The sequence below is a fragment of the Acinetobacter sp. BD54 genome, assembly GCF_044778325.1.
Lineage (GTDB): Bacteria > Pseudomonadota > Gammaproteobacteria > Pseudomonadales > Moraxellaceae > Acinetobacter > Acinetobacter baumannii.
Map to the genome: position 1 here is coordinate 392,472 of NZ_JANJEP010000002.1, position 16,654 is coordinate 409,125.

The 16,654-nt window shown below is 37.6% G+C and carries 17 protein-coding genes; 6 read left to right on the forward strand and 11 right to left on the reverse strand.

What is annotated here, in order from left to right:
• Positions 1-24: 24 nt before the first annotated feature.
• From NQ782_RS04625 to NQ782_RS04655, 7 genes are read right to left on the reverse strand one after another with little or no spacing between them, the layout of a single operon-like run.
• Positions 25-684 carry a methionine ABC transporter permease gene (locus NQ782_RS04625; RefSeq protein WP_001153960.1) on the reverse strand — a complete coding sequence of 220 codons (660 nt, stop codon included), beginning with the start codon at positions 682-684 and terminating at the stop codon, positions 25-27.
• Entirely contained in the window at positions 665-1,741 is a 1,077-nt protein-coding gene (locus NQ782_RS04630; RefSeq protein WP_086230986.1) for a methionine ABC transporter ATP-binding protein, read from the reverse strand. Before NQ782_RS04630 ends, NQ782_RS04625 begins: the two co-directional genes overlap by 20 nt.
• A gap of 5 nt (positions 1,742-1,746) precedes the next feature.
• Positions 1,747-2,580: a MetQ/NlpA family ABC transporter substrate-binding protein gene (locus NQ782_RS04635; protein WP_057094565.1), complete on the reverse strand. Its 834-nt coding sequence runs from the start codon at positions 2,578-2,580 to the stop codon at positions 1,747-1,749.
• Positions 2,581-2,593: 13 nt separating this feature from the next.
• Positions 2,594-3,424 (reverse strand): MetQ/NlpA family ABC transporter substrate-binding protein, encoded by an 831-nt coding sequence (locus NQ782_RS04640; protein WP_057094563.1) that lies wholly within the window; start codon positions 3,422-3,424, stop codon positions 2,594-2,596.
• A gap of 14 nt (positions 3,425-3,438) precedes the next feature.
• Positions 3,439-4,851 (reverse strand): LLM class flavin-dependent oxidoreductase, encoded by a 1,413-nt coding sequence (locus tag NQ782_RS04645; RefSeq protein ID WP_002068535.1) that lies wholly within the window; start codon positions 4,849-4,851, stop codon positions 3,439-3,441.
• Positions 4,851-6,074, reverse strand: a complete 1,224-nt coding sequence (locus NQ782_RS04650) for an SfnB family sulfur acquisition oxidoreductase (protein ID WP_004841414.1) — start codon at positions 6,072-6,074, stop codon at positions 4,851-4,853. The genes NQ782_RS04645 and NQ782_RS04650 overlap by 1 nt, the downstream gene beginning before the upstream one ends.
• 12 nt (positions 6,075-6,086) lie before the next feature.
• Complete coding sequence (locus NQ782_RS04655) at positions 6,087-7,322, reverse strand: SfnB family sulfur acquisition oxidoreductase (protein WP_086230985.1); 1,236 nt, start codon at positions 7,320-7,322, stop codon at positions 6,087-6,089.
• Between the two features lie 345 nt (positions 7,323-7,667).
• On the opposite strand from NQ782_RS04655, the gene NQ782_RS04660 reads away from it, so the two are divergent.
• From NQ782_RS04660 to NQ782_RS04680, 5 genes are all read left to right on the forward strand, one after another.
• Positions 7,668-8,432: a glutathione S-transferase family protein gene (locus tag NQ782_RS04660; protein ID WP_001265503.1), complete on the forward strand. Its 765-nt coding sequence runs from the start codon at positions 7,668-7,670 to the stop codon at positions 8,430-8,432.
• A gap of 536 nt (positions 8,433-8,968) precedes the next feature.
• Positions 8,969-9,862 carry an amino acid ABC transporter substrate-binding protein gene (locus tag NQ782_RS04665; RefSeq protein ID WP_000830363.1) on the forward strand — a complete coding sequence of 298 codons (894 nt, stop codon included), beginning with the start codon at positions 8,969-8,971 and terminating at the stop codon, positions 9,860-9,862.
• A 94-nt stretch (positions 9,863-9,956) separates the two neighbouring features.
• Complete coding sequence (locus tag NQ782_RS04670) at positions 9,957-10,799, forward strand: amino acid ABC transporter permease (protein WP_000110649.1); 843 nt, start codon at positions 9,957-9,959, stop codon at positions 10,797-10,799.
• 2 nt (positions 10,800-10,801) lie between these two features.
• Complete coding sequence (locus NQ782_RS04675) at positions 10,802-11,479, forward strand: amino acid ABC transporter permease (RefSeq protein WP_000347804.1); 678 nt, start codon at positions 10,802-10,804, stop codon at positions 11,477-11,479.
• A gap of 13 nt (positions 11,480-11,492) precedes the next feature.
• On the forward strand, positions 11,493-12,236 hold the full coding sequence (locus NQ782_RS04680; RefSeq protein WP_001132006.1) for an amino acid ABC transporter ATP-binding protein: 744 nt from the start codon (positions 11,493-11,495) through the stop codon (positions 12,234-12,236).
• Between the two features lie 50 nt (positions 12,237-12,286).
• Here NQ782_RS04680 and NQ782_RS04685 read toward each other — a convergent pair whose 3' ends face one another.
• Entirely contained in the window at positions 12,287-13,603 is a 1,317-nt protein-coding gene (locus NQ782_RS04685; RefSeq protein WP_199983516.1) for a DcaP family trimeric outer membrane transporter, read from the reverse strand.
• Between the two features lie 345 nt (positions 13,604-13,948).
• On the opposite strand from NQ782_RS04685, the gene NQ782_RS04690 reads away from it, so the two are divergent.
• Positions 13,949-14,419 carry an Lrp/AsnC family transcriptional regulator gene (locus NQ782_RS04690; RefSeq protein WP_000418050.1) on the forward strand — a complete coding sequence of 157 codons (471 nt, stop codon included), beginning with the start codon at positions 13,949-13,951 and terminating at the stop codon, positions 14,417-14,419.
• A gap of 31 nt (positions 14,420-14,450) precedes the next feature.
• On the opposite strand, the gene NQ782_RS04695 is transcribed toward NQ782_RS04690, so the two are convergent.
• The 3 genes from NQ782_RS04695 to NQ782_RS04705 all read right to left on the reverse strand — a co-directional run bounded on the left by NQ782_RS04695 (position 14,451) and on the right by NQ782_RS04705 (position 16,654).
• Positions 14,451-15,200, reverse strand: a complete 750-nt coding sequence (locus NQ782_RS04695) for a YebC/PmpR family DNA-binding transcriptional regulator (protein ID WP_000907230.1) — start codon at positions 15,198-15,200, stop codon at positions 14,451-14,453.
• 162 nt (positions 15,201-15,362) lie between these two features.
• Positions 15,363-15,908, reverse strand: a complete 546-nt coding sequence (locus NQ782_RS04700) for a 1-acyl-sn-glycerol-3-phosphate acyltransferase (protein WP_023896857.1) — start codon at positions 15,906-15,908, stop codon at positions 15,363-15,365.
• Positions 15,909-16,093: 185 nt separating this feature from the next.
• On the reverse strand, positions 16,094-16,654 hold the full coding sequence (locus NQ782_RS04705; protein ID WP_086230984.1) for a TetR/AcrR family transcriptional regulator: 561 nt from the start codon (positions 16,652-16,654) through the stop codon (positions 16,094-16,096).

A 16,654-nucleotide genomic window follows, 5' to 3' on the forward strand; every position in this document is an offset into this window, starting at 1 on the left:
GGCTAGAGCAGGGTTCTGTTGTGTTTAAACTTTACGTTTATCGAGTTGCTGGGCTAATGCATCACCAGTCGCTTGTACTAACATGACTAAAACAATCAATACTAAAATAACGGCTAACATAATTTGCATATCAAAACGTTGATAACCATATCGATAAGCAATGTCTCCTAAGCCACCTGCACCAATAGCACCAGCAATCGCAGATGAATTAATCATTGTCACTATAGTCACTGTAAAGCCTGCCACAATACCTGGCAAAGCCTCTGGTAAAAGTACGTGCCAGATAATTTGTTTGCGGTTACAACCCATGGCTTGTGCAGCTTCAATTAAGCCTTGATCGACTTCACGTAGGCTGACTTCTGCAATACGGGCAAAAAACGGAATGGCCGCAATCGTTAAGGGAACAACCGCTGCCCATACGCCATAACTTGTACCCACAATCCAGCGAGTAAGCGGAATAAGTGCAACCATTAAAATTAGAAAGGGTACAGAACGAGTAATGTTGATGACCCAACCCAAAGCTTGATTAATCTTTTGTGATGGGTGAATGCCATGTTCAGAAGTGCTGACTAAAATAACAGCGATAGGTAAGCCAATTAAAAAGGCAATGAATGCAGATGCGCCTACCATGAGCAAGGTATCTACAGTTCCAGTAATTAATAAATCAATGAGCTGGTCTTGCATAGCCAAGTACCTCAAATTGTGCGATTGCTGTTAATGCATTTTGTTGTATAGATGAAAGATCAATTTCTACGTTAGGAATACCGACTAAAAGTGAACCAATAATGTGCCCTTGAATGGTATCGACCTGACTTTGATATAAATTGACTGGTGCTTTGAATCTGGCAAGTAGTTCTTGGATATCTGGAACCTGATGTGCTTCAGCCTCATATTTCAGTTTTACAATAATATGAGTCGAATTTTCATCGGGTAGAGGTTTGATTTTAAAAGGCAGAGTGATCTGCTCAAGGTTTAACAGTTCTTGAGTAATTTGTTGTTCTGGTCGTGAAAACACCGACCAAACTTGCCCAGCCTCTACAATCTCGCCTTGGTCAATCACCACGACTTGATCACAAATTTCTCGAATCACTTGCATTTCATGAGTAATTAATACAATGGTGAGACCCAGCTCCTGATTAATCTTTTTAAGCAAAGCCAAAATAGTGGCAGTACTTTCTGGATCAAGTGCTGAGGTTGCCTCGTCACACAGTAAAATTTCTGGGTGGTGAACAAGTGCGCGCGCAATACCAACACGTTGCTTTTGTCCGCCAGAAAGTTGTGATGGATAATAGTTAGATTTATCTGCTAGACCTACGAGAGCTAGAACCTCATTTACGCGTTGGTCGATATCTGCTTTGTTGTAATTGGAAACTTTTAAGGGCAATGCCACGTTTTCCCAAACTGTTTTTGCCGACATTAAATTGAAATGTTGAAAAATCATTCCAATTCGTTGACGGGTTTGAATAAGCTCGGAATGGCTCAATTCAGCAATGTTTTGTTGATGAATATGAATGCTGCCAGTATTTACTTGTTCTAAACCATTTAATGTACGAAGTAAGGAAGATTTTCCTGCACCACTTTTACCAATAATGCCTAAAATCTTACCTTGAGGAATATCAAGGTTAATCTCTTTTAAAGCGTGCAGTTTTTGACCTTGAGATTGGTAAAACTTATTTAAACCACGAATTTTGATATGGGGTAGAGAAAAATCAACTTGTGATCCAAAACTCACCATCGTCATTCTCCTTATTTCCAGCCTTGAAACCACATACCTTTACCAAAGTCTTTATCCAGAATATCTTGTGCTTGTTTTGAGTTCTGGAATGCTTTAACAAAGGTTACAAGTTTTTGGTTTTTGTCTTGGTAATCGCGACGAGTCACAAACAAAATTGCATATTTTTTATCGATTGGATCTAAAAATAATGCGCTATGTGGGTCAGTTACCTTTGCCATTTTTAAGTAGTGGGGGAAGCCGAAAATTAAATCGACATCGTTATAGGCATGTGCTGTCTGTGGGCCTTCAACTTCAACAAAGCTCAGCTGTTTAGGATTAGCTATAATGTCTTGAGTGGTTGAAAGCTCATTATTTATATCTTTAAGCTGAATTAAGCCAGCACGATGCAATAAAATTAAAGCACGGGCTAAATTAACCGGATCATTTGGAATGGCAACACGTGCATTTAAAGGTAAATCTTCAAGTGATTTATATTTTTTTGAATATAAACCCACATGACTTCCTGAACCCACACCAAATGCATGTAAGTCATAACCCGTTTCTTTAACAGCATTACGTAGAAATACGCTTTGCTGGAAAAAGTTTGCATCAATATCGCCGTTTTGTACGGCAACATTGGGTGCTCGCCAATCAGAAAATTCAACGAGTTTGACATGAACGCCTTGCTTTTCTACTTCATTGGCAACGCTTTGTAATAGCTCAGCATAAGGCGGGCTAATGCCAATCGTTAAAACATCATCGGCTTGTTTATTTTTAATATAACGGTAACCGACAAGGCCCAGAACTACGATTAAAATCGTAATTCCGAGTAACCAAGGCTTATGCTGTTTGAACTGAATCGCCATAATCTTTCCGTTATTACTTCCAGCCAGGGAACCAAAGTTTTGGCCCAATTTCAGCGTCTAACACAGCTTTAACTTTTGGCGAGTTTTGATAGATCTCAACAAATTTCTTTAATTTGTCGCCCTTATCTTGATAGTCATCACGCACTACAAACAAAATGGCATAACGTTTATTGGTATTGTCATCCAGTAAAAGTGCACTATTAGGGTCAGCTGTTTTTGCTAAGCGCAAGTAATGTGGATAGCCAAAAGCCAAGTCAACATCATCAATTGCACGAGCAGTCTGTGGTCCTTCAACCTCAATAAATTGCAAATTTTTAGGGTTTGAAACAACATCTTTGAGTGCAGATAAGTGATTATTTGAATCTTTAAGCGCAATTAACTTAGCTTGTTGTAAAAGAAGTAGGGCACGACCTTGGTTCACCGGATCATTTGGAATGACTACGCGTGCGTTTTGTGGCAATTCATCAAGACTTTTATATTTCTTTGAATAAAGTCCCACATGTGAGGCTGCGCCCACTGCAAATGCCTTTAACTTAAAGCCAGTTTCTTTAATTGCATTGTCTAAGAAGGGTTGATGCTGGAAAAAGTTCGCATCAATATCCCCATGATTTAAGGTAATGTTTGGGGTATTCCAGTCAGAAAATTCGACCAGTTTTACATTTAAACCTTGTTTCTTTGCTTCATCGGCAGCAGCTTGTAAAGGTTTTGCAAATGGTGGACTAATGCCAATCACAAGTTCATTTGAGCCACTTTGACGATGTTTATTCCATAGGAACAAAGCAACAAAAAGGACTACAACGACTAAGCCTATGCCTAGCCATTTTTTAGAGGCTGTTTGAGCCATGTCTATCTCCAAATTTAAGCGGTTATTTCTTCAATTTTTGTTAAGTTTTTGCTGTTGTTATAGGGACTACATCGGAACGCTTGAACAGGGTGCTGTTCTGGTAAGTGATCACCCCGATTAAAAATTTTGTTCCGTAGTGAACCCGTTTTATATGCAGTTTTATAGCGACCACGTTGTTGTAGCTCTGGAATGACCAAGCGTATAAAGTCATGGTGAGACTCAGGGGCAACTGTACGTGTCAAATTAAAGCCATCAATATCAGTCTCATCTAAAAGATGAATTAAGTATTCAGCAACCTCTTCGCCACTACCTACGATGAGGGGATAACGACCACCTAAAACATGCTGAGCTTTTAAGTCATTTTTTGTGATTTGCTGTTCTTTAAACTTTTCGGTAATCGAAACTATGCTGTTACTTTTTTGGTAAGGAATCGCTTCATCGTCAGCAAACTTACTTAAGTCAATGCCTGTTGAACTCGCATAATGCGCTAAACCTGCTTCAGGGCTCGCATACTGACGATATTCATTAAGTTTTTGTACAGCCAGATCATGTGTTTCGGCCACAACAACAGTTATGCCGACAAACACTTTAATATCGTTCGGTGAGCGTCCTTGCTGTTCGGCAAGAGTACGAATCTTTTTCACTTGTTCGCGTATCTTTTCGGGTTTATCCCCGCCAATAAATACACATTCAGCATGACGTGTTGCAAACTGCATACCTTTAGGTGAAGCACCTGCTTGAAATAGGGTTGGAGTGCGTTGCACAGAAGGAGATACCTGAAACACGCCTTCACTCTGGTAATACTTTCCATGGTGGTGAATGGTATGCACCTTAGATGGGTCTGTAAAAACACGCCGTGCTTTATCTTTTTTAACTGCGTCGTTTTCCCATGAACCTTCCCAATATTTATAGCAAAGTTCTAAAAACTCTTCAGCTTGCTCATAGCGGGCATCGTGGTCTTTTAAACCCTTTTGACCAATTAAGCGTTCTGCACTATCTAGATAACCTGTAACAATATTCCAGCCAATACGACCTTGAGTTAAATGGTCGAGACTTGCAAAGCGGCGAGCAAATTGATATGGATGCTCATAGCTTAAGTTCACAGTGACCCCAAAACTTAAGTTTTGAGTGACTGCCGCCATTGCTGAAATGAGTGTAGATGGGTCATGGCTCGGAAGCTGAATGGACTCTTTTAAAGTGAGATCTATACCGTTTTGATAGACGTCATACACACCTGTAATATCAGCGATAAACAAACCATCAAATAAACCATTTTCTAAAGTTTTGGCCTGTTCTGTCCAATAGCTCAATTCGTTAAAACGATGTGATTCATCACGTGGATGTGTCCATAAGCCATGATTGATATGCCCAACACAGTTCATGTCAAAGGCGTTTAATAAAATCTCTTTTGCTTTGAAATCTGCCATTACAATGTCCCCCGACGAGGTGGAAGCACACCGTTAAGAACGTAGTTCCCAATAAAGTAATATTTCCATCTTGCGGCATCATGCAACGTATGTACTCGCGCATTACGCCAGAAACGGTCTAGGCCATCTTGAGACTGACTACCACGGCTACCAGCAAGTTCAATCAGCTTAGACGATGCTTTGAGTGCGATATCGGTACTATGAGCACGTACTTTAGCCACATCAATGGATGCTTTAGCAATGCTTTCAGGTGTGGTTTCAATTTTTGCGGCATCAATTGATTGAGCTGCCTGTTTTAATAGGACTTCACTAGCTCGTACATCTACCGCAATGCGTCCTAGTTCATAAATCGTTAAAGGATCTTGGTTGGCTGTTTCTAAATTTGAATCAATCCAGGGGCGAGCTTGATGCACTCTTTGCAAGCTTTCTTCAAAGGCTGCACGTGCAATGCCTACCTCAATCGATGCATGCATAATTTGCGCAAAAGGTCCGACTAAGGTTGGTTGTAAAAATGCAGTATCAAAAGGAATGACATCATCTGCATCGACAAAAACCTGATCAAATTTAACTGTACCGCTGCCTGTGGTTTTTTGCCCAAAGCCAGACCAGTCATCTACAAGTTTTAATCCTTGTGAACCACTTTTTACAAATGCCAGATACTCACGTCCTGCATCGTCTAAAACTAAGGTTGGGATACGGTGAGCAAATAAACTTCCTGTGCAGTAAAACTTTTCACCTTGAATGAGATAACCATTTTCATGCGGACGAATGTTAGTTTGTTTATGGGTTGAAGTTTTAGTTTTAAACTCAGCAAGTGCATTACCAAAGCGGGTGCCATTTAACACTTCGCCGTATAAACGTTGTTTCTGAGTTTCTGTACCTGTATTGCGTAACACTTCTAATGCATAGAAGTGGTTTTGTGGAATTTGCCCGATTGAACCATCTGCACCGCTTAAAAGTGCAATCACTTTAGCAACAGTATGACTTGAAACTTCGGCACCGCCATATTGCTTTGGTACTGTAATTGCCCAAAGTCCAGACTGGCTCAAAGCATCAATTTCGGTATACGGTAAAATTCGCTTAGCGTCTCGCTCAACTGCGGTTTTTTTAAATTGCTCAGCAAACTGTTTGGCAATTTCTAATGCTTCAGCATCATTTTGAATAATGTGCGCTTGGCCAGATGCCGATGTTTGTTTAGTTTGAACCGATTGATATGAAGTCATGACAATTGCTCCTTAAATCCAGGCATGGCGGGCAGGGAAATGACCATTAAGGTAATAATTGCCAATGGCATGTAATTTCCAGCGAACAGGGTCGTGTAAGGTATGTACACGGGCATTTCGCCAATGTTGATCTAAATTATGTTGGCTTAAACTTGAACGGCTACCGCCTAGCTCTAGTAGTTTTTCTGAGATTTGTAGGGCAGCGTCATTGGCATAGACTTTTGCTTCTGCGACCAAAATTGAAGCTTTTGCTACTTGTTCGTCAGTCACCGTTTGAAGTTGATCAAGTTCATCTAAATATTCAGCAGCTTCATCAAGCAGTAAAATTGCTGCGTCGAGTAAAATATTTAACTTACCCACCTCTTGTAGGGTGTAATGTTCAAAGCTGGCTTTTTCAACATTTGCATCAATAATGGGGCGCGCTTTGTGTATAGTCGATAAAGTATCTTCAAAAGCAGCTTCCGCAATACCGACATCAATTGCCACTTGTAATAACTGCGAATACGCACCGCGATAGGTTGGAAATTGTGTTAATAATCGCTCATCAAAAATAAGTTCAGGATTAATTTCAACTTGATTTAATTTAACTGTACCGCTCGCTGTAGTACGTTGACCAAACCCATTCCAGTCATTAATAATTTCAATGCCTTGAGCATCTCGATTCACAATGACTAAAACCACATGACCTTCAGGATGAACCGCTTTAATTGCGAGCCAATGCGCAAAACTTGTTCCCGTCGAATAAAACTTTTCGCCGTTTAAAACATATTTGCCGTTTTCAATAGTAAGCGTGGTTTTTAAGGTTTTTGAGTCATGGGTATTTCGTTCGGGACCACCGTTGGCAAGACGTTTACCGGCTAATATTTCTGAAAAGATAAATTGTTTTTGTTGTTCTGTACCCATGATTTCAATCAGGTTTAACAGGCTAATCTGATTTTGTGGAATCTGACCAACATTTGCATCACCTTTACTTAAAATACGGAAAACTTGTGCCAGTGTTTTATTGGAAACGAAAGCACCGCCGTATTTTTTTGCAATACGAATTCCGCCTAAGCCTTTTTGGCTAAAGCTTTCGATTTGCTCATGCGGTAATAAGCGTTGTTGATCACGTGTATTACGACCCTCTAAAGCAAAATCAGCCACTTGATAAGCAGCATTAATTGCTTGTTGATCATTCTGAATGACTTGGACGTATGCCGTCGTTTTAGATAGAGAATTAGACATAATGACACCTTGTATTGCTGTCATTACCTTACAAAAGAAATATTTTTCCACTAAACGAGGACTTATGCTCAGCTTATGAATAAAAATGCAAAGCACTTTTTTTGATTTTTAATAGATAAATATAGATATAGAAATATATTAAAAATCAATAAATTATAATTTTTATTTGTAAAATGAATAACTAAAAAGTTTTTAATATGAAAAAGAGCTATAAGTACGGTAAAAAAAGATATAAAAAATATAGACCTAACTGTCAGTGAAAAATGAGCACAATATCCATTGTTTTCATTAAAAATAGCTTCTAAAGTATCTACTTACCGAAGACGATTTTTGTACGAATAGTCAAATAAAAATAAACGTGGAGATTTTATGCGGGTTTTGTATCAGTTTCCTTTGTCTCATTATTGTGAAAAAGCTCGCTGGTTGTTAGACCATAAAGAACTTGATTACGTTGCACATAATTTGATTCCTGGATTTCACCGTGCTTTTGCACAACTTAAAACAGGTCAAAATTTGTTGCCGATTTTAAAAGATGACCATCGCTGGATTGCTGAGTCGACTAAAATTGCGCTTTATCTGGATGATACTTATCCGGAACATGCACTTTTACGCCGTGATGAACAACTTAGACAGCAAACTCTTAAAATTGATAGTTTGGCAGATGAACTTGGGGTGCATGTACGTCGTTGGGCACTTGCTCATACTTTAGCTCAAGGAGATCATGCTCTAGAGATTATGATGGGCGAACAAGGCTACTTACGACAGTTTGAGAAAATATCAAAACCGTTTCTCAAGACTCTAGTCAAGAAAAATTATAAGCTTGAAGAAGAGCTCGTAAGTCAGTCAAAAGGACGCATGGATGAACTCATTAATGAGTTAAACCATTATTTAATTGAAAACCAAGCACGTTATATGGTTGGTGACCGCTTAAGCCTCGCTGATATTTCAGTATGTTCTATGCTTGCACCTTTATTAGAAATAAAAGGTACACCATGGGAAAGGGAAGAAGATGGGGAAGTATCGCCCGATTGGAGTAATTATCAGAAATATTTACTTGATTTGCCGCTTGGACAGTACGTTTTAAGAATATATCAAACTGAACGTAATGCACGGGTTGACTGGCGAGGAATTTAAATTTTAGTTTTTAAAAGCTCCGATAAAATCGGGGCTTTTTTATTTTTTTAACTTTAAAGATACTTAAAAAATATTACTATCAATTTTATAAATGATTTTTAATAAAACATTTATGTACATTATTTTGATGCTTAATTTAATATTTATTACTGTTTATTCAACTTAAGTATAAGCTACTAATAAATTTGATCTTTTATTTTTGGGATAAAAGTTACTTTTGCTAAAAACAGTTTTTAGAAAAATTTAAGCCACTTTATTGTGCATGTGTTTACATTGTAATCAATAATTGCCACATTTAAGTGTAAATAGATGAGCTTAATAATAGACAGAAGATTAAAACATAGATTAAAGTAGAAACATGTGAGCAGTTTTAAAGGTATTAATTCTGCGAAACAGATAAATAATAAGTGAAGCAAATGGACGTGTCCTACTTGGAAAAGTTGGCTCGATAATTGCAATTTAATAATAAATCACTCTATTTCTCTATATGAATGATTCTGTAGACAAATAGAGGGAATGATCATCAAGGAGTTCTTATGAAACGTTCTGCAACCTCTCTCATTGTTTCAACAGTTATGCTTTGTACGGTTGGTGCTACTTCTCAAATTCAGGCAGCAGATACATTAGCTAAAATTAAAAGTACTGGGAAAATCGTTATTGGCCATCGAGAATCGTCTGACCCGATTTCATATGTTGTTGCAGGTAAACCAGTAGGTTATGCAGTCGACATTTGTAACCAGTTTGCAAATGATATTAAAAAAGAATTGAAAATGCCTGGTTTAAAAGTTGAATACAAGGCAGTAACTTCATCAACACGTATTCCTGAGCTTTTAGCGGGCAATATTGATATGGAATGTGGTACCACCACAAACTCTAAACAGCGTCAGCAACAAGTGGGTTTCTCAACTAACTACTATGCAACAGAAGTACGCATGGCTGTTAAAGCAAACTCTGGTATTAAAAGTTTGGCAGACTTAAATGGTAAAGCAGTTGTTACTACTCAAGGTACTACATCTGACAAGTACATTAAGATGAATGAAAAAGGCCAAGCAATTAATGTACAAAATATTTATGGTAAAGACCATGCTGACTCTTTTGCCATGATGGCATCTGGACGCGCTGCTGCATTTGTAATGGATGATAATATTTTAGCAGGCTTAATTGCTAAGTCTTCTACACCTAAAGCATTTGCAATTGTTGGTCCAGTACTTTCATCAGAACCTTATGGCATTATGATTGCAAAAGATGATCCAAAATTTAAAGCAATTGCTGACCGTACTGTAAATAACTTATGGAAAACTGGTCAAATGGATGCTTTATATAAAAAATGGTTCTTATCGCCAATTCCACCGAAAAATACTAATTTGAACATGCAACAAAGTTCATCTTATAAAAAACTCAAAGCTCACCCAACAGATGCAGGAATCTAACTGGATCTTTTTGTCCTAAATTTACTTGTGCAGGTGTAAAAATTCATTTGCACAAGTGGTCTATTTTCTAAAGATATTAATTTAAGGGGCAAACATGTCAGTCGGCTCACTAAACTGGACTATATTCTGTGCGGAGTCTAATGAATATGGTGTCGATAAAGCCGCATGGGCAGAATCAGTTTGTAAGGTTATTGGTAGTTCTAGCTACAATGCCTATGCTGAGGCGCCCACATGGTTACAAATGTTAGGTTCTGGTGTCTTTACTATGGTTTGGACTGCCATTGTAGCCTTTCTTATCGCATTTTTATTAGGTTCTCTCCTCGGGGTAATTCGTACTTTACCCAATAAACCACTTGCTTTTATCGGCAACTGCTATGTCGAAATATTCCGTAATATTCCATTAATTGTACAGTTATTCTTCTGGGCTTTTGTTTTTCCGGAGTTCTTACCGGACAGTTTAAGTGCAGGAAGTGGAGATGTTGTAGCAGGGGGATGGTGGAAAAACATTTTAAATCAACAACCCGCTGTTATCGGTGTTTTTGCTTTAGGCCTTTATACTGCGGCGCGTGTTTCGGAGCATGTTAGAGCAGGAATTAACACGGTTTCTCGTGGTCAAAAGTTTGCGGCATCGGCTATGGGATTTACCACCGCTCAAAGTTATCGTTATGTGATTTTGCCAGTTGCGTACCGTACGGTATGGCCAACGATTACGTCAGAAGCAATGAACGTCTTTAAAAACTCGGCAGTTTTATATGCCTTAAGTGTTTTAAATTTCTTTGCTTATACCAAAACCATGCGTGAAGAGACTTCACAGGACATTATCATTCTTATTCTGTCTACACCTGTCTATTTAATCATTACATACACCATTAAATTTATAATGGCATGGATTGAAAAACGCATGGCTGTACCAGGTTTAGGCTCGGGAGGAAAATAATTATGGATTTTTCTCTATTGCATAATCCTGATGTTATTGCGGCATTAAAAGAAGGATTTATTTTTACACTTACCGTAACCGTGCTTGCAATGATGGGGGGCATCCTCATTGGAACTCCTTTGGCAATGATGCGTTTATCCAACAACGCCCTTGCAAGTAACTTTGCCAAGTTCTATGTAGATTTATTCCGTGGTATCCCATTAATTCAGGTTATTTTTATTTTTTATTTCTTGTTGCCAAAGATATTTGAGTTTCAATCAGATACGTATTGGGGGCCATTATTTTCCAGCGTTGTGACTTTTGCCATTTTTGAAGCTGCGTTTTTCTCGGAAATTGTACGTTCGGGTATTCAGTCTATTTCAAAAGGGCAAGTCAATGCAGGCTACGCTTTAGGTTTTACCTATGGACAATCCATGCGTTACGTGGTGTTACCGCAGGCCTTTCGCAATATGCTTCCGGTATTACTTACTCAAACCATCATTTTATTTCAGGATGTGTCATTAGTTTATGTCATTAGTGCACCAGACTTCTTAGGTCGTGCAGATACTTTGGCTAATACCTATGGTCCTGAAACGAAAGCAACATTCTATTTAATCGTCGCTGTGGTGTATTTCTGTAGCTCGTTTGTGCTATCGCAATTAGTCAAACGTTTGCAGAAAAAAATTGCCATCATTCGCTAATTGGAGATTTTAAATGCCAATGATAGACATCCAACATATCTCTAAATGGTATGGTGATTTTCAGGTTTTAACAGATTGCACGACGAGTATTGAAAAAGGTGATGTCGTTGTTGTTTGTGGGCCATCCGGTTCAGGCAAATCAACGCTCATTAAAACTGTAAATGCTTTAGAGCCGTTTCAGCAAGGCGACATTATTGTTGATGGGGTTTCACTAAAAGATCCGAAAACTGATCTTGCAAAGTTCCGTTCTCGGGTAGGAATGGTGTTCCAGCATTTTGAACTTTTTCCTCACATGACTGTTTTGGAAAATTTAACCATTGCCCAAGTAAAAGTTTTAAAACGTTCAGTTGCAGAAGCGCGTGAAAAAGGTCTTAAATATTTAGAACGTGTAGGTCTGCTTGCCCATAAGGATAAATTTCCAGGGCAACTTTCTGGTGGTCAGCAACAGCGTGTTGCTATTGCCCGTGGCTTATCAATGGACCCAATCTGTATGTTGTTTGATGAACCTACTTCGGCACTCGACCCTGAAATGGTAGGTGAGGTTCTTGAAGTGATGGTGCAACTTGCTCATGAAGGTATGACCATGATGTGTGTAACACATGAAATGGGCTTTGCAAAACGCGTATCTAACCGTTTAATTTTTATGGATGAAGGTAAAATTCTTGAAGATTGCCCAACCCATGAATTCTTTGATAATTTAGAAGCACGTCATGAGCGCGCTAAAATTTTCTTGGAAAAAATTCAGGCAATGCACTAATTGTGACAATAAAAAAGAGCCATGAGTGGCTCTTTTTTTACATCTAAATTTTAGAAATTATATTTTGCTAATAAATTTATGCGTGAGTAATCACCTTTATCACCTGCAAAAGTTTCACGCTGGCCGTAAGTATATTCTGCACCTAAATCAATATTTTTAACCGGATTCCAGATTAAGTTGACCAAAGCGTTATAAATTTCTTTGTTATAGCTAGTATTAGTTAAATTGCTATTTGCATAGACGCTATCATCTTTATATTGAATACCGCCTATTGCGAAAGTAGAGCGGAGAATAGGGCTCCATTTCCGTTGGTAGCCGATCACCGCACTATCAAATTCACCTAAGTTGATATCTTGAGTAGTTGTATCGTATGCATACGCAGAGTTGCTATAAGATAAATAGCGGCCATCACCTTTAACATGATAATAGTTGGCAACCACACTATCCTGAGGCGTGATATCGTACTTGCCACCGATGCCTACACCCCAGCCAAATTTTTCTTCAGATGAACTATCTTTAGGCGCTACTCGATTTTCATGGACAAGACCATGAAGCTGTAATAAGCCTTTATTATCTGCGGTTTTGAAATCATAACGAGTTGTTAGAGCAGGGAAACGGCTTCCTCCAGCAGCATTACTCACTTTTTCAACATCACCACCTTCTAAGGCAACTAATATTTTTTGTTGAGCATTAATTGGTTGAGTATAGCGAACCTGTACAGTACGTGTGGTTCCTGTACCTACTGCACCGGTAAAGTCTAGTGTTTCCGGAGAAGTATCTGTATTGACGAAAGGTGAAGTGGTTTGACCAGCTAACCATTTGCCTAAAGACATATAGGCATGGCGTACACGGAAAGTTCCACTGCCATTATCGCCATTGCCTCCCATAAAATCGGCTTCAATTTTGCCTGTTAAATCGCCGTATTGTGTAGGTCGAGTAAGATCTAACCCAATGCGTGTAGTCGCTGCAGATACATTTAATGAGTCCTGTCTTGGGTCATCTTTATTTAAAGGGTAGTTAGCACTATTTGAAATGCTGCCATTTGACCCTTTAAAGTCATAGGTTGCATCTACACGGACATTCCCATAAAGCTTGACTTGCGTTTGGCCATCAGGCATTTGCATCCAACCCGGTTTGCTCTGAGGAACGGGTAAGCTTGCTGCAATTGTAGTTGGCGGCACTGTTGGAGTATTTACTACAGTTACCGCTTTTTGCTGATTTGATAATTGCTGGACCAGTTGCTTTAACTCACTAACTTCTTTGCGTAAAGCATCTACTTCCGCATCAGTAGCAGCATGAGCTGGCATAACTACACCAGTTAAGCTGATAGTGCTCATTGCAAGAATTAATGTTTTGATATTTTTCACAGGCATTCCCCACATTGGATATAAAAGATTTCCAATATGTGCATAACAAAAAGAGTGCCAACTTTTTAAAATTATTTAAACTCATTGATTTTAATTAAGAAATTATAAAATTTTTAAAAATTAAATATGTTTTTATTCATATACTAATTAAATCATTGAAGAGTTATAGGCTATAAGCAATTGAAAATGCGCTATGAACGTTATACTACTGCACAGTTAACAAGCAAAAGTTAAGTTAAGAGGGTGGTAAAGCTTTATTCTCTCTTTTAATGATATTTGATTTCCAAAGTAGGCTTAGCTTTAGGATATACTGTAATTTATAAAGCGTGTTAATTGGAGCAAAGAATGGAGTTAGACCGTTTTGATAAACAAATTCTGGAAATTTTGTCTCATGAAGACCTGAATTTGAATGAGCTTTCAGAACGGATTAATCTTTCAGTTAGTTCTGTTCATCGCCGAATTAAACACTTGATTGAAGCTAATATCATGGGGCAACTCAAAAGAGAAATTAACTTTAGCAAATTGGGTTTTACTTTGCATATTTTGCTACAAGTCTCTTTAAGCAAGCATGATAGTGAGACATTTGATAAATTTCTTTCTGAAATTGAAGCCATTCCTGAAGTAACAAATGCTTTTTTGGTGACTGGTCAAAGCGCCGATTTTATTCTTGAATTAGTTGCACGTAATATGGACGACTACAGCGAAATTTTATTAAGACGGATTGGTAAAATTGATAATGTCGTTGCTCTGCATTCGAGCTTTGTCATTAAAGAATACAATGTATTTAACTGTTATAACTTATTAAATAAAGTATAAAAAAACGCACCAGTTGGTGCGTTTTCTCGTCTTAGGCATCAAGTTGCGCTAAAACTTCATCACTAAACTCAACGTTTGTATAAACGTTTTGTACATCGTCTAAATCTTCAAGCATATCAATGAGTTTCATCACTTGTTTAGCTTGATCAATATCAGTGATTTCTGCTTTAGTAGAAGGGCTCATCACTACTTCAGCATTGTCTGATTTTAAACCAGCAGCTGCAAGAGCATCTTGAACCTCACCAAAAGTCTCTGGAGAAGTGATTACTAAAATTTCATCTTCTGAAACTTCAATATCTTCTGCACCAGCTTCTAAAGCAACGTCCATGATCTTATCTTCTAAAGAAACATCGTCAAAAGTAATCTCACCACGTTTGGTAAATAGGTAAGCAACAGAACCTGCGGTACCTAAGTTACCATTAGTTTTGCTGAAACAATGGCGAACATCTGGAACTGTACGGTTCAGGTTGTCTGTCATTGTTTCAACAAGAACAGCAACACCACCTACACCATAACCTTCGTAGGTTACTTCTTTTAAATCATCATTATCTTCACCACCCACACCGCGTTGAATTGCACGGTTAATGGTATCTCGTGTCATGTTGACAGAAAGCGCTTTTTCGACAACAGCACGAAGGCGAGGGTTACTGGCAGGATCTGCACCACCAAGTTTTGCAGCAGTGACAATTTCACGAATATATTTAGTAAAAACTTTACCGCGACTGGCATCTTGTTTCGCTTTACGATGCTTAATATTGGCCCATTTAGAATGACCCGCCATGGAAGTGAACTCCAAAAATTAAAAAATGCAAAAGTGACAGAATATTAGCATAGGCATGGTTTTCTTGAAAACTGTTGCCTTACGTTTTGTTAGTCAATTAAATAAGCTTAGAGAGCCTAAATTTACATAAAAATATAGGCTCAAATTTCATGAGAGAGTTAGCTAGTTAATTTTCACATCAATATCATATTGCGCATAAAGTTCTTTAATCGTTTCAAGATCTTTCTGCAAATCGGTAGGATAAATCTTACCTAAAATACCGCCTTTTTTAGTTCTTGCATTTGCATACATCAGCACAATCGGAACATTTGCTGCCTTAGCAATATGCCAAAAACCGGTACGAATAGGTTTGCGTTCCGATCCATCTTTGGCACGCGTTGCTTCAGGTGCAATCACTAGATTAAATGTATCGCTACTTTGGAATTTTTCGACCATTTGAGAGACGATATCTTTGCTTGCTTTTCGGTCAACGGGAATGCCACCTAGCTTTTCAAGGATAGTCTTCATTGGACCTTTGAAAAGTTCTTTTTTTATTAGTGTATGAATTTTTAAATCTAATATTTGAAACAAAGCAATTGATAAGATCGCATCAAGGTTAGAAGTATGTTCAAAACCGATAATAACTTGTTTTTTCTCAAGAATGGTAGGATCTGCATCATAGGTCCAACCAACTGCTTTGAAGATAGAATTGCCTAAAAACTTTTTCATAGAGATGTGGGAGACAATAAGGTTGCAGAATTCTAATATGAGTTTGTCTAAAAAGGTAGAAAATTATCTACCAAACAAATTTTATTTATTTTAATTTAAAAATATTTTTAAATATTATATTCTAATTTAATAATAGAAAAATATATAATTGAATTTTTAAAGTATTATTTTATACATAAAAAATATTAGAGATTTTCAGTTTTAATTAAATACTCAATATATTGCCATTTCTTAGAAGGATCAATCAGATCTTTATCAATTGTCCCATCAATAATAATACCATCAATAATTGAAATGATGATATGAGTAAGTGGAGTAGGGTCTTTAACATCTAGCTCTACTAATAAACTATTTAATAAATTTATAAGCCAGTTTGTATATTCTTGAAATGGTTCACGAATTGAGGTGTATTGTTTAGACACTTCAATAAAAGCCTTTTTGAATAGGCAACCATTAAAATTCTCACTATTAACCCAGTCAATATACCAATTAAAAATTAGATGTATTTTCTCAATTGGACTCACATCTGGATGTAAGCTTAATTTTTCATAAATTGAATTTTGTATATTAATATTTCGATGATGTAGGCACTCCATGATTAAACTTTCTTTCGATGGAAAATATTTGTAGAAAGTCATCTTGGCTACATTTGATTCAGCAATAATTTTGTCTACCCCTGTAGCATTGTAACCAATTTGGTTAAAAAGTTCTAAAGCAGTATTTATAATATCTTCTTTTTTTGACAT